This window comes from Puia sp. (assembly GCF_036500295.1).
Lineage (GTDB): Bacteria > Bacteroidota > Bacteroidia > Chitinophagales > Chitinophagaceae > Puia.
Genome location: NZ_DASYCH010000132.1, coordinates 20,431 through 34,399 on the forward strand (window position 1 = coordinate 20,431; position 13,969 = coordinate 34,399).

Below are 13,969 nucleotides of genomic sequence, written 5' to 3' on the forward strand. Positions count from 1 at the left end.
TTATGAGGATACTTGCTTTACTATTACTTGCCTTTGCAGCCGCCGCCGGAGCCGCTGCACAAGACCCGGCGGCGACTGTAGGCCAGCCGTTGCCGGCCTGGCGGGAAGGGTATCTCGACCTGCATCATATCAACACCGGCCGTGGCAATGCCGCCTTTTATATCCTGCCCGATGGGACGACGATGGTCTTCGATGCGGGTGAACTGGATCCGACCGATCCACGGACGACGTCCCGCCGGAACACGCCCGAGCGGCCCGATTCTACGCGTAAGCCTTATGAATGGATCGCCGCCTATATCCGCGGGGTCGCACCGGACCAGGCGAAGAATGGGATCGACTATGCCGTCATCAGCCATTTTCATGACGATCATTTCGGCAGCTGGTATCCGGGAGCGCCGCTTTCCGCGGACGGAAAATTCGCGCTGACGGGCATCACCGGGGTAGGCGATGTCCTCCCCATCCATGTCTTGCTCACCCGCGACTGGCATTACCCGGTGGACCCGGCAAGGCTGCTCCGGCAGCGTCCCGCCACCGATGCCTTTGCCCGCACCTGGAACAACTACCTGGCTTTTGTCGCCGACCGGCAAGCAAGGGGCATGCGGGTGGAGTACCTGAAAGCCGGCAGCCGCGAGCAGATAAGGCTTGTGCATCATGCGGCGGCCTGGCCCGGCTGTTATGTGCAGAATATAAAATCCAACGGCTGGATCTGGACGGGCGCCGACAGCACGGTGACACAACATTTCCCGCCGATCGATACCGCCAACCGGAAGACCTGGCCGGATGAGAATACGCTGAGCAATGCCATCGTTATTCATTACGGTCCCTTCAGCTACTATACCGGCGGAGATAATCCCGGGAACGTATTTCTGGGCGATGCGCCCTGGCGCGATGTGGAAACGGAGATCGCCAAGGCGGTGGGGGAGGTGGATATCGCGACGATGGACCATCACGGCAACCGTGATGCGCTGAATGAGAATTTTATCCGCAGGTTGAAACCGCGCATATGGATCGAACAGGTATGGACGGCAGACCACCCCGGGCACGAGGTGCTTATCCGGGCTACCTCGCAATTGCTGTATCCCGGTGCGCGCGATCTGTTTGCAACGAATATGATGGAAGCGAACGAGCTCGTCATCGGTCCGCTGGTTGCGCAGGCGTATCGAAGCCGCCAGGGGCATATTGTCGTCCGTGTACTACCCGGGGGTAAGCAATATTATGTCATCATTCTCGAAGACGATGACGCCGCGCAAAAGGTTAAGCAGGTGTTTGGTCCGTATGCGGCAAAAGGAAAATAAGTCCCCTGTTTTTTCGTTATAGGTGCGGCCCTTAATTTCAAGTAATCGCACATCATGAGAATCGCCTTCCCCGCAAGGATCGCACTACAGCGTAAGATCGCCTGGCTGCTGCTATTTTCCTTTTTTTCACTTTGTTTTATTGGATGGCTTATCTATTTCAACAAACGGAATCTCGAAGAGACGGCCGATTCCATGGGTCATAGCTATGCGGTGCTGGATCATATGGCCAAGATCAGAACCCGCTTCTCCACCTGGGAATCCCTCTCCCGTCCCCCGCTGAGCGACGCCTTTCACCAGGATATCCAGAAGAGCCTGGACAGGATCAGGGTCCACAGCGTCGCCATCCCCGGCATGCCGGCCTCCGTCGACAGTCTCGAGACGGCGATCCGCGGTCTGGGCACCGGCGCTGACACGTTGCTGTTGGGAAGGGTGCGTGGGTTGATCAACGGCATCGCGCAGCGGCAGCAAGACGAGATCACCGAGCGGCGCAGCATCAGCCGGCAGACGGAACGGAAAAGCACCCTGTTGTTCATCAGCGTCAGCCTGCTGGCCTTTCTGTTCATCGTCATCATCCTGATGCGCCTCAACAGGGATATCGTGTTGCGGAAGCGGGCCGAGCGGCAGCTGAAAGAGAACCAGGCCTGGCTGGAATCCATCCTCGACAATACCACCTCGCTGATGTATATCAAGGATACGGCGGGCCGGTATGTGATGGTCAACCGCCGGTTCGAAGAGATCCTGAATGTTCAGGGGGCCGACGCCGTCGGCCGGACCGATGAAGATATCTCCACGCCGGAGGAAGCCGCCCATTACAAATTTTTGGATGAACAGGTCATGCGAACGGGTAAGTCGCTCGAGATAGAAGAGGCGGTCCCCGTCACGGGTGGAACCGTGAATTTATTGTCCATCAAATTTCCGCTCCGGGATGCCAACGGCCGGCTCATCGGCATCGGCGGCATCGCCACCGATATCACGGAGCGGGTGCAATACCAGCAGCAACTTATCGCCGCCACGCGTGAGGCGCAGGCTGCCCGGGGCATGCAGGAGCTGTTCCTCGCCAATATGAGCCATGAGATCCGCACCCCGATGAACGGAATCCAGGGCATGACCGATCTGCTGCTCGACACCAAACTAAGCGATCAGCAAAGGGAATTCGCCAAGGTCATCAAACGCAGCGTCAACAACCTGCTGGTCGTCGTCAACGATGTGCTGGACTTCTCGAAGATAAAGGCCGGGAAGCTGGCGATCGAAAAGATCGAGTTCCGGCTGAAGGACGTGCTGGAAAATGCCAAGGCCATGTTCGCCCACCGGATCGCGAAGAAGGGGCTGGACCTGCAGCTTGTGATGGACCCGGCCATTCCCGAGACGCTGAAGGGAGACCCCTACCGGCTGAACCAGGTGCTTGTCAACCTCATCGGCAATGCTATCAAGTTCACCGAGCAGGGCTGGATCCGGATCGAGGTGACGGCGCAGGAACGCACCGCCGACCAGGTCAATCTCCTGTTCACCGTCGCCGACACGGGTATTGGTATTCCCTCGGCCAGCCTGCCGACCCTGTTCGACCATTTCTCGCAGGCGGGGCTTGATGTCTCCCGGCGTTATGGCGGCACGGGGCTGGGTCTGGCCATCTGTCAGCAGCTTTTGCATTTGCAGGGCGGCGAGATCACGGTTTTCAGCAAGGAAAACGAAGGCGCCACTTTTCAATTCCGGCTTTCCTACGACTATAACAGCCTTTCGGTAGCCGCGCCCGTCGCGGCCGTGCTTGCGGACTACAGCCATTGTCTGGAGGGCAAGCGATTCCTCGTGGCCGAAGACAACGAGGTGAACCAGCAGCTGGTCGATCATGTGCTGAGAAAGGGTGGGGGAGATGTGCAGCTGGCGAACAATGGGGAGGAGGCGATCGGCTTCCTGAAAAAGGGCGGGGTGTATGATCTGATCATCATGGACCTTCAGATGCCGGTGATGGATGGCTATGCAGCCACCCGCTGTATCCGGCAGGAGCTGCACCTGCCGACGCCGATTATCGCGATGACGGCCACTGCGCTTGTGGGGGAACAGCTGCGTTGTTTTGAATCGGGGATGAATGATTATATGACCAAGCCCTTTGAGTTTGCGGAGTTGTACAAACGGATAACGGCGTTGCTCGCGCCCTATGCGGCGGCGGGGTGAGAACCGTTTACTTCAGCAGCCGGGTGATATTTGCTTTGTAGGAAACGCTGATGGGGATCTCTTTTTCCCCGATGCAGACGAGGTCTCGCTTGACGGTGGTGATCTTTTTTACGGATACCAGATAGGATTTATGCGTTCGGACAAAGGCTGGAGGCGTCAGCTTTTCTTCCAGCGCCTTGAGGGTCATGCGGGTCAGCACCGGCCGGGCCGAGCTGCTCAGGTAGATCTTGATATAATCCTTTACCCCTTCCACATACAGGATATCGGCCGCGGTGATCTTCACCAGTGCGTATTCCACGTTGACGAAAAAATCCTCTACCGGGGCCGCGGGGGCGGCGGCCAGCCGGTCGCTTTGCCGGAAGCGGAACTGCTCCCGGGCGCGGTTGCAGGCCTTTAGAAAGCGTTCGAAGGAGAAGGGTTTTAGCAGGTAGTCCACGACGCGCAGATCGAATCCTTCGAGTGCATATTGCTCATATGCGGAGACGAGGATCACCAGCGGGGGATCGGAGAGGGTTTGCAGGAGCTGCAGCCCGTTGACCCGTGGCATCTGGATGTCGAGGAAGAGGAGGTCTACGGGGTTCTCCTGTAAGGCCTCGGTTGCTTCCAGCGCATTGCGGCAGCTGCGTACCCATTGGAGAAAGGGGATCTGCCGGATATTATCTTCCAGGAGTTCGCGTACGAGTTGTTCGTCATCAATGACCATGCAGCGCATCATATCAGTTGCAATTTAAGAACAATATGGAACCAGTTGGCTTCTTTCCGGATGGTCAGCGTGTGTTCTTTTGGATAGAGCAGGTCCAGGCGGGTGCGGACATTGTTGAGTCCCAGCCCGGAGTGTTCTTCCTTTCCTGCCGTCATTCCTTCTTCGAAGGTGTTGCTCACTTCGAAATGCATCGAGCCTTCTTTGACCCAAAGCCGGATAAGGATCTGCGGTTGTCCGGTGGTTGCCACGCCATGCTTGAAGGCGTTCTCCACGAAGGGGATCAGCAGCATGGGCTCGATGTTGGACCGTTCGACTTCCGGGCCGGTTGCTATCTGGCTATCCACGAGGACGTCCGAGCCGAAGCGCAGTCGTTGCAGTTGGATATAGCTATTCAGATATTGGATCTCGGTGGCCAGCGGCATTTTTTTGCCCTGGGTGTCGTAGAGCATATAGCGCATCAGTTCGGACAGCATGATCAGCGAGGACTCCAGCTGATCGGACTTCTTCCGGGCCAGGGAGACGAGATTGGTGAGCACGTTGAACAGGAAATGCGGGCTGATCTGGTTGCGCAGGAACTTCAGTTCCGTGGCCAGTTGCTGGGCCTCCAGTTCCTTCTGCCGGCGGGACTGCCGGATGTTGTGCCTTATCCGGCAATAGACCAGGCTGATACCGAACATGTCGACCGAGCCGGCGACGATGAGTCCGTAGGTCTCGTGCTTTTTTTTCAGCGCTTCGGGAAACCAGGTCATGGTGATATGGAACTTCAACAGGAGCGATGCGCCGATCAGTGCCAGCCCGGTGAGGATGTACAGCCACCAGTACCGCTTGTTGAAGAACCGGGGATATAGAAATTGAGACTGGGTATAGAATATCGCGATATGGATCGCTCCCATGATGAGGACGAGGGCGCCGGGGATCGCCCCGATGCTGTAGTGATTGGCGGGGTTGGAGAAGAAGATAAAGGGCAGCACCGTCAGCAGGACCCAGACGAGGACATGGATGAACAGCCTTTTGTTGATGGAAATTCGCATTACGCTAAAGCTAAGGATTTACGGGTATAGTTGATCCAGACCTCGGCGGCGATGGCATGCAGGCTGAAGCCGAGCCAGAACGCCGTGCCGAAGAAGACGTGGGGGGAGAGCCGGGAGAAGATAAAGAACAGCGCGACGATGGGCCGGACGGTGACGACGGCCAGTCCCACGGAAAAGGCGCGGATCATCCACTCCCGGTGAAGGGCCACGCGGTGATGGAGGATATGCCCAAAGGCCTTGCCCAGGGCGATCAGGAAATATGCCGCGAACAGCAGGACACCGACGGTCTCGTTGACCCCGCCGATCGGCGTCAGGACAAAGGGCATGATCCCGGCGGTGACGCCGATCACGGCCCCGCAAAGCAAAAAGATCCGGCCGCTGCGGCGGTGAAAGCGCGGGTACCGTTGCCGGATCCGGGGGAGGAACTGCAAGGGACCCAGGATCATGAACCCCGCGCCGGGCAGGATATGGATCAGGGTGATCACGGCATGCGGGGCAAAGTCGTCATCCATGGACCGGTCCCCCGGCGGGCCGAAGCCGGTGAGCAAGCCGTTTAGCGCCAGTATCCGCCGGACGACCAGGGCGATCCCGATAAAGGCCAGCACGAAGCTCAGCGTTCGCAACCCGGAAGTCGTCTTTTTCATGTATCAAATGCGGTTTATGCTGTCAAAACTATCGATTTGTATCTTCCGGGAATCGGTGTGTAGACCAGCCGTCAATATCTGTAGACATTTTTGTACCTTGAAAACGATGCGGTTCCTGATTTTTTTATCGGTTGTTTGCCTGATCAGCTGGCGGGCCCCGGCGCAGCCCGACACCAGCCGCGTTGCCGCCCTGCTGGAAGAGGGCCGGGTTTTGCTGAAGGCCAACAAACTCGACCCCGCGGAAGAGGATTTTCAGCAGGCGCTGAAGCTGTACCAGGCCGCGGGGAACCTCCGGCTGCACCCGGTTTATGATCTGCTGGCGCAGGTCAGCGAGATGCGGGCCGACCTGAAAAAAGAGGTGGATTACCGGAACCTGGAGGTCAATGCCATGGAGGCCTCGCATGACACCGCGGATTGCGACTATCATTATGGAAAGCTGTCCCTGGCCTATTCGGAGATGGGTATGTACGAGTTCAGCGAGGCCTATGCGCGGAAGGCCTATCAATACCTGCGGTCCCGATATAAGTTCTGCGACTTCTATGGCTATCTGAGCATCGAGATCTACGGGCTGATCAAACAGGGGAAGGCGCAGGAAGCGTACCGGGTCTTGCGGGAGATCACCACCGAATCGCCGCCGGCCAACATCGCGCAGCGCATCGACCTGAACGCCATGTATGGGAATATCTATGTCGCGGAGGGCCAGTATGCGAAGGCCGAGCAGCGATTTGGACAAATGATCGACGCCTACCGGATCACCGACTTCAAGCCGTTGTACTATGCTTCGGAGGAGCAGATGATGCTCGATCACGTCTACTACTACGGCGTGATGGGTGATTTCTATATCCAGACCAAGCAATACCGGAAGGCGATCCCTTATGTGCGGGATATCCTTGCCTTTCCGCCCGGCAGGGTGAAGCCCATCGCCCTGACGCGGTTCTACCGGATGCAGTTCGTCATCGACTCGTCATCGGGAAATTATGTGAGTGCGATCCGGTATTTCGAGAAAAGCAAACAGCTGAACGACTCGCTGTTCTCCATCACCAGTAAGAAGCAGATGGCGGAAATGGAGATCAGCTATCATACCAACCAGCAGCGACAGGCCATCAAACTGCTGGAGATGCAGGGCAAGAACCAGGCGGCCGATCTGAAGGAGGCGCATTTGCAGAAGAACATCACCTTCGCGGGCATCGCGGCGATGCTACTCATTACGGGGCTGGCCTATCGGGGATATCGCAACAAGCAGCGGAGCAACCGCGCCCTGCAGGCCAAGCAGGCCGAGATCAACAAGCAAAACGGGTCGCTGCAGCAGTTGCTCAAGGAGAAGGAATGGCTGCTCAAGGAGGTGCACCACCGGGTGAAGAACAATCTGCAGATCGTGATCAGCCTCCTCAATACCCAGACCGACTATCTCGACAACCCGTCGGCCCTGCATGCCATCCAGGACAGCCGCGAACGGATGCAGGCCATCGCCCTGATCCATCAGAAGCTGTATCAGCAGGAACAGAGCGCCCTGATCGACATGCACTCCTATATCCATGAGCTGGTCTCTCATCTCGTCAGCAGTTTCTCGAATATGGGGCGTATCTGGTTTGACCTGGAGATCGAGACCATCGAACTGGATGTCTCCCAGGCGGTGCCGCTGGGGCTGGTCCTGAACGAAGCCATCACGAATGCCGTCAAATATGCCTTTCCGAAGGGGGCGCAGGGGACGATCCGGGTGCGGCTTTACCGCAAGAAGGGGCGGGATATCGTGTTGAAGATCATGGATGACGGGGTTGGCTTTCCCACGGGTTTCGACCCGGATGCGAGGAATTCCCTTGGGTTTCAATTGATGCGGCTTTTTGCGGAGCAGCTCGAAGGGGAGCTTCATTTCTTTGAGCGGGATGGGGTGGAGATCAATCTGCGATTCCGGCAGCAGTTTTCCTGAAATTTTTTATATTTAAGCAACAAAAATCGCTGCTTTATGATCGCGCTTTACATTATCGTGGGCGTCATCGCCCTCTTCCTTATTGTAGCCGCCTTTGCCGGCACCCGCTGGAATTATGAGAAGTCCGTTCTGATCTCTGCGCCCGTGGAGAAGGTTTGGAGCAACGTAAGCACGCTTCGCGCCTGCAACCGGTGGAGTCCGTGGATGGTAAAAGACCCCAACATCAGGCTGCAGTACAGCGGCACGGACGGCACCCCGGGGGCCAGCTTCTCCTGGGACAGCGACAACAAGAATGTCGGAGCCGGCAATCAAACCATCACCAGGGTAACGCCCAACAGTGAAGTCGATTCGCGGATCGAGTTCCTCCGGCCCTTCAAGGGGAAGGGCGACGCGTATGTGCTGCTCACCGTCGAGCGGGCGGTTACACGGGTCAGTTGGGGGATCGAAAGTTCGACCCCGTATCCGATGAATATCCTGAAGCTGTTCGGGGTGATCGAGAAGAACATGAACCGCGACTTCAGCTTTGGGCTTAACAAGCTGAAGGGGCTTTGCGAACAGGGATAAGTATATTTGCGGGATGTTCGTTCTACCACTGCCGAGAACCTTTAATTCGGGAACCGAGATCACGCCGCCGGACTATTCCGACCACTACCTCTTTTTCGAACTGCTGAAACGACCCTACGAGACCCCCGAACGGCCCGCCAATATCGGCCTGCTGATCTCCGCCAAGGGCAGCTGCGGTTATTATGTCAACGGGGGCAAGAACCCTGTCGACGGCAACAAGGTGTTCTTTATCTCCCGGGGAAGCACACTCGCCATCCGCAATACGGAACGGGAGACGGCGCCGGTCCTGCTGTTCTTTCATTCGCGGCTGCCCGACCTTGTGCAGCACAGTCTGCTCTATGGCGGGGATGTCCTGCTGGAAAAACCCTTCGACAACCTGCCCTTCGATTTCTCCTGGCTCGAGCGCGTCCACATCGACGCCGAGCTGCATCGCACCGTTTTCTCGCTGATCGAACTGGGTGGCGGTTCGGGGTCGTTTGCGGCACTCCATGCGGATATGGTCATCCGGCAGTTGTTCGAGGACCTGCTGCTGAAGAACCAGGATGCTTATAAGCTGTCGCAAAATGTCCAGGCGGTGAAGCCTTCGACCCGGCTGGAGATCTTTAAGCGGATCTCGACGGCCCGGGACTGGATGGATGCGCATTACAATGCGGATATCACCCTGGAGGATATCGGCGGGGTTGCGGCGATGAACAGCCAGCATTTTCTGCGGATGTTCAAGCAGGTGTATAATATTACGCCGCACCAGTATCTTATCGATCTGAAATTGCGGAAGGCGAGGGCCTTGCTGGAGGGTACAGACCTGACCATCAACGATATATGCCAGGCTATCGGCTTTGAGAGCGTCTTCTCTTTCAGCGTTCTTTTCAAGGGGCGGTTCGGGGTGCCGCCGTCGGTTTTTCGGAAGGAGCGATAGGAGCCGCTGGAAGCGGCTCGACCGAAGGTCAGACATTAGCCGTCTGCGCGAATAGGGCTATTTTGGCCAGTAGGCCTATTCGCGCAATAAATGTCCATTTTCGATAAATCGTTTTGTCGCCGGCGGGGTAGATTTGTGGTAACAAAACAAAACGAACATGTCACAACTACCACCGGCGGATTTCAGTCAGTTCAAACTTCGGGTCAATGTCAAGACCAGCATCGAGAATACGTACCGGGCCTGGGCGAGTGTTGCAGGGCTTCACTCCTGGTTTATCGGGATCATGCATTTTACGGCGCCGAATGGAGAGCTCCGCACCGGCGAAGACCTTGTTCAGCCGGGCGACGAGTACATCTGTTATTCCCGGAAGAATCCCGCGAATGTGGTGGTGAAGGGGAAGGTGCTGAAGGCAAACGGGCGCGATCTCTTCAGCTTCACTTTTTCCAAGGAGTGCCCGGTCACTATCAGCATCTTTACGGAGCACAATGAAACGATCGTCGAGCTGATCGAGAGCAACCTTCCGACGGACGAGGAAACGATGCGGCGGCATTATGTCGGCGATTCGAAGGGCTGGATCTTCTATCTGACCAACCTGAAATCCGTGCTGGAAGGCGGGCTCGATCTGCGGAACAAGAACTTCGACATCAGCAACGTGATCACGCATTGACGTTTCTCACCACTGGAAGAGATCTTTTCACCTTTTAAAGCAATGAAAAATGAAACAGGAAGATTACCAGTGCAGCTTTACTGCTGCGATCGGCCCTGAGGAGGCAATTGAACATATCAGCGATGTATCGGCCTGGTGGGCGAAGAAGCTGGAGGGCTGCACCCGGCTGCTCCACGACGTCTTTACGGTCCATTTCGGGGACACTTTTGTCAGTTTCGAGATAACCGGGCTTGTTCCAGGGAGGAAACTGGAGTGGCTGGTGACGGACTGTTATCTCCATTGGATAAACGACAAACAGGAGTGGACGGGGACCCGCATTGTCTGGGAGGTGGAGGCCGCCGGGGATCAGACCCGCATCCATATGCGGCATGAGGGGCTGGTTCCTTCCGCGGAATGTTTTGCCGACTGCCGTCAGGGTTGGGATCATCATATCAAGGACAGCCTGCTTAAATATATGGAGGAGGAAGTGGGGATACCGGAATAAACGGGTCGGCGGCGGACAAGCGGAGGGATCGGCGGCGGACCTGGGAGATAGATTGCAGATATTTTTGGACCTTATCAAAAAAAGGCATACCTTTGTCCTGTTAATTTGAGTTTTGCATTTAGTATTTGATTAATTAAGTCTGCTTGTTTTTCTGCAATTTTAGTTAATTCTCCACTCGCTGCCTTCCTCAGATATTTTTAATCATTAATTGTTAAGTATGAACATTTATGTTTCTAATTTAAGCTTCAACGTGCAGGATGAAGACTTAAGAGAATTTTTTGCATCCTATGGTGAGATCACCTCGGCTAAAGTTATCATGGACAAGATGACCAACCAATCCCGCGGGTTTGGCTTCGTCGAAATGCCCGATGATGCTGCTGCTAAGAAGGCTATCGCTGAACTCGACGGTGCAACCGTTGAAGGCCGCGCTATCCGGGTTAACGAAGCACGCCCCAAAGAAGCAAGGCCTGCCCGTAGCAACGAGGGTAGAAATTACAACAACTCGAATAGCTATAACAAAAATAGGTATTAGACCTTTGTAAGGAATTCCAAAGAAAGCCCCGGTCATCCGGGGCTTTCTTGTTTTTCAACAGTTTACCAAAAGATAACCTTTCGGTAAACGGCGGCAGCGGTTTTCCAAATAATTTCGGGGTATGAAGAAAACGATTTGTATCCTTTCCCTGCTGGCCGGGTGCTTTCTCGCACAATCGCAAGACCTTGGTTCCATCGAACAGAACAGAGTAAAACTTCCCAATGGATGGTCGTTGACGCCGGTGGGCAAGACGCTGCCGCTCGGCGATCTTCCCCTGAATATTGCCGTCAGCAGGAGCCATCGCTACGCGGCCGTCACCAACAACGGTCAGAGCAACCAGACGATCCAGCTGCTGGATGCCAAGAATGACCGGGAGCTGGACAAGGTCTATATCAGCAAGGGCTGGGGCGGTCTGGCCTTCAGCGGGGACGAACGATATCTCTACGCGTCGGGCGGGGATAACAACTGGATCGTCCGGTTTTCCATCGCCGGCGACAAACTCGTGCCGAGTGATACGATTCGCCTGGGTGAGGCCTGGAGCCGGAAAAATCCAAGAGTCGCCATTTCGCCGACCGGTCTGGCGATCGACGATAAAAAAGGCGTGTTGTATGTCGTTACCAAGCAGGATAACAGCCTTTATGTGATCGACCTGGCGACTAAAGGCGTAAGCCAAAAGGTGGCGTTGGGGTCGGAAGCCTACACCTGTCTTTTGTCGGCCGACCGGTCAAAATTATACATCAGCCTTTGGGGCGGAGATAAAGTAGCGGTATACAGTACGAAGAAGAACCAGCTGGTCGACTCGATCGCCGTGGGCGATAACCCCAACGACCTCTGTCTCTCGCGCAACGGCCGTTATCTTTTTGTATCCAATGCCAACGACAATACCGTCTCGGTCATCGACTGGAAGAAGAACAAGGTCCTGGAGACGCTGAACACAGCAGTATATCCCACCGCGCTCAGCGGCACCACCAGCAATTCGGTTGCGTTGAGCGATGATGACAAGACCCTGTATATCGCCGATGCGGACAACAACTGTCTGGCGGTGTTCGATGTGAGTAAGCCCGGCGCCAGCCATTCCCTGGGGTTTGTGCCTACGGGATGGTATCCCAGCGTTGTGCGCGTGATCGACAGGAAATTATATGTCGCCGATGCTAAGGGGCTTAGTTCCCTTCCCAACCCCGGCGGTCCCAATCCCACGGGGCTGCGGGAGACCGTCCTTCTTCATGGCGGCGATCCTTCGAAGCCAAAGGCGGTTCAGTATATCGGCGGCGGCCTGCTGATGGGTGCGCTGAGCATCATCCCGATCCCCTCCGCGCAGGAGTTGTCGGTCTATTCGCAGGCGGTCTATCACAATACGCCTTATCAAAATGCGCAGGAGGTGAGTGCGGATGGCGAGGTGGGTAATCCCGTTCCGCACAAAGTGGGGGACTCCTCGCCGATCAAATACGTGTTCTATATCCTGCAGGAGAACCGCACCTATGACCAGGTGTTGTCGGATATGCCGGAGGGTAACGGCGATACCAGTCTTCTTTTGTTCGGCCGCCGGGTCACCCCCAATCATCATTCCCTTGCCGATAACTTCGTGCTGCTGGATAATTTTTATGTCGACGGGGAGGTGAGTGCGGATGGGCATAACTGGAGCATGGGCGCCTATGCGACGGATTTTATGGAGAAGAACTGGCCTACCAGCTATGGGGGCCGGGGCAGGGGGGCCGTCGGTGCGCCTGCGCTGAACAAACTCTATATCTGGGATCAGGCCAGCAGCTTCAAGGTCAGTTACCGGACCTATGGCGAATTTGTCAACGGCGATAACACGGCGCGGATCCCGGTGCTGAAGGACCATTTTGCGCCCGGGTATCCTACGCGGGACCTGCGGGACCCGGATACGATGCGTTACCGGATGTGGGAGCGGGATTTCGATTCGCTGGTTGCGCATCATGCGCTGCCGCGGCTGTCGACGATGCGGATGTTATCCGACCACACCGAGGGTACGGCCGCCGGCCGGCCGACGCCATTCGCACATGTGGCCGACAATGACCTTGCCGTGGGCAAGCTGGTCGAGCATATCAGCAAGAGTCCCATCTGGGCCGACTGTGCGATCTTTATCGTTGAGGATGACGCGCAGAACGGGCCGGACCATGTCGATGCGCACCGGACGACGGCCTATCTTGCCGGCGGTTATGTCAAGCGGCATTACCTGGATCATACGATGTATTCCACTTCTTCGATGGTGCGCACGATCGAACTGATCCTCGGGCTGCCGCCGATGACCCAATATGATGCCGCGGCGACGCCGATGTGGCGTTGTTTTGCCGCGGCTGCCGATGCCACACCCTTTGAGAGTCTGCCTTCGAATATCGACCTCCATGAGGTGAACCCCGGCGGGACGCGGCTTGCCGCGATGGCGCGTGGGCTGAATGTCTCGGAGATCGACCGGGTCCCCGATGCGCTTATGAATGCGATGCTCTGGAAAGCGGTTAAGGGCGAAGGGGTTCGCGTTCCGGCGCCGGTGCGGGCGGCGTTCGTGAAGGCGACGGAGAGTGGGGATGGGGATGAATGATCGATGGATCGCTACGCGAATTTTGTTTGAATATCCACCTTTTCGATGGTCAGGTTGACGCTGCGGGCGCCTTTTGGGCTTGTCCGGTGGATCATATTTTTTGGGATGGTGATGCTCGATCCTGGCGTTAATTCCATTGTCTGCTCCTTTGTTTCGATGATGACGATGCCTTCGACGCCGATGAAGGTCTCGTCGGAATTGGGGTGGGAGTGCCAGGGGTAGGGGGAGGTCATTACGCTCATTTTTACGACATGGTCGTTGACGTTGCTGAGGGTGGTGTTGAGATAGGACTCGGTGGTTGCGGTCGCGAGGAGGGCGAAGTCGGTTTTTTCGAGCATACACAAAAATAGGTTGTCAAGAAAGATTTTTAATCGAACGATCGTTCGATTATATTTGCAGCATGCAAATATTGATCATCGGGGCCGGTCCCACGGGCCTCGTCCTTGCCTGCGAGCTGGCCAGAAGGAAGGTCCCTGT

13 protein-coding genes are annotated in these 13,969 nt (G+C 56.3%); 9 read left to right on the plus strand and 4 right to left on the minus strand.

Annotated elements, in window-relative coordinates; translation table 11 throughout:
• Positions 1-2: 2 nt before the first annotated feature.
• Both VGM48_RS24065 and VGM48_RS24070 read left to right on the plus strand, forming a co-directional pair.
• Positions 3-1,295, plus strand: coding sequence for a hypothetical protein (locus VGM48_RS24065; RefSeq protein WP_331583377.1), 1,293 nt, complete (start codon positions 3-5; stop codon positions 1,293-1,295).
• 54 nt (positions 1,296-1,349) lie between these two features.
• Positions 1,350-3,464, plus strand: coding sequence for a PAS domain-containing hybrid sensor histidine kinase/response regulator (locus VGM48_RS24070; RefSeq protein ID WP_331583379.1), 2,115 nt, complete (start codon positions 1,350-1,352; stop codon positions 3,462-3,464).
• A gap of 7 nt (positions 3,465-3,471) precedes the next feature.
• On the opposite strand, the gene VGM48_RS24075 is transcribed toward VGM48_RS24070, so the two are convergent.
• Genes VGM48_RS24075 through VGM48_RS24085 form a run of 3 tightly spaced genes read right to left on the minus strand, consistent with a single transcriptional unit; the run spans position 3,472 to position 5,842 of the window.
• Positions 3,472-4,179, minus strand: coding sequence for a LytTR family DNA-binding domain-containing protein (locus VGM48_RS24075; protein ID WP_331583381.1), 708 nt, complete (start codon positions 4,177-4,179; stop codon positions 3,472-3,474).
• The gene (locus VGM48_RS24080) at positions 4,176-5,198 is read right to left on the minus strand and encodes a sensor histidine kinase (RefSeq protein WP_331583383.1); all 1,023 of its coding nucleotides are present in this window, start codon (positions 5,196-5,198) and stop codon (positions 4,176-4,178) included. The genes VGM48_RS24075 and VGM48_RS24080 overlap by 4 nt, the downstream gene beginning before the upstream one ends.
• Positions 5,198-5,842: a DUF2306 domain-containing protein gene (locus VGM48_RS24085; protein WP_331583385.1), complete on the minus strand. Its 645-nt coding sequence runs from the start codon at positions 5,840-5,842 to the stop codon at positions 5,198-5,200. The genes VGM48_RS24080 and VGM48_RS24085 overlap by 1 nt, the downstream gene beginning before the upstream one ends.
• Before the next feature lie 106 nt (positions 5,843-5,948).
• On the opposite strand from VGM48_RS24085, the gene VGM48_RS24090 reads away from it, so the two are divergent.
• The 7 genes from VGM48_RS24090 to VGM48_RS24120 all read left to right on the plus strand — a co-directional run bounded on the left by VGM48_RS24090 (position 5,949) and on the right by VGM48_RS24120 (position 13,492).
• Complete coding sequence (locus tag VGM48_RS24090; protein WP_331583387.1) at positions 5,949-7,769, plus strand: sensor histidine kinase; 1,821 nt, start codon at positions 5,949-5,951, stop codon at positions 7,767-7,769.
• Positions 7,770-7,805: 36 nt separating this feature from the next.
• Positions 7,806-8,333, plus strand: a complete 528-nt coding sequence (locus VGM48_RS24095) for an SRPBCC family protein (RefSeq protein WP_331583389.1) — start codon at positions 7,806-7,808, stop codon at positions 8,331-8,333.
• 13 nt (positions 8,334-8,346) lie between these two features.
• The gene (locus tag VGM48_RS24100; RefSeq protein WP_331583391.1) at positions 8,347-9,249 is read left to right on the plus strand and encodes an AraC family transcriptional regulator; all 903 of its coding nucleotides are present in this window, start codon (positions 8,347-8,349) and stop codon (positions 9,247-9,249) included.
• A gap of 157 nt (positions 9,250-9,406) precedes the next feature.
• A complete protein-coding gene (locus VGM48_RS24105) occupies positions 9,407-9,916 on the plus strand; it encodes an SRPBCC domain-containing protein (protein ID WP_331583393.1) in 510 nt (169 codons plus the stop codon).
• Between the two features lie 49 nt (positions 9,917-9,965).
• Positions 9,966-10,400, plus strand: a complete 435-nt coding sequence (locus VGM48_RS24110; protein WP_331583395.1) for an SRPBCC domain-containing protein — start codon at positions 9,966-9,968, stop codon at positions 10,398-10,400.
• A gap of 217 nt (positions 10,401-10,617) precedes the next feature.
• Positions 10,618-10,932: an RNA-binding protein gene (locus tag VGM48_RS24115; RefSeq protein WP_331583397.1), complete on the plus strand. Its 315-nt coding sequence runs from the start codon at positions 10,618-10,620 to the stop codon at positions 10,930-10,932.
• Positions 10,933-11,053: 121 nt separating this feature from the next.
• A complete protein-coding gene (locus tag VGM48_RS24120) occupies positions 11,054-13,492 on the plus strand; it encodes a bifunctional YncE family protein/alkaline phosphatase family protein (RefSeq protein WP_331583399.1) in 2,439 nt (812 codons plus the stop codon).
• An 11-nt stretch (positions 13,493-13,503) separates the two neighbouring features.
• Here VGM48_RS24120 and VGM48_RS24125 read toward each other — a convergent pair whose 3' ends face one another.
• Entirely contained in the window at positions 13,504-13,830 is a 327-nt protein-coding gene (locus VGM48_RS24125; RefSeq protein WP_331583401.1) for a cupin domain-containing protein, read from the minus strand.
• Positions 13,831-13,969: the final 139 nt, after the last annotated feature.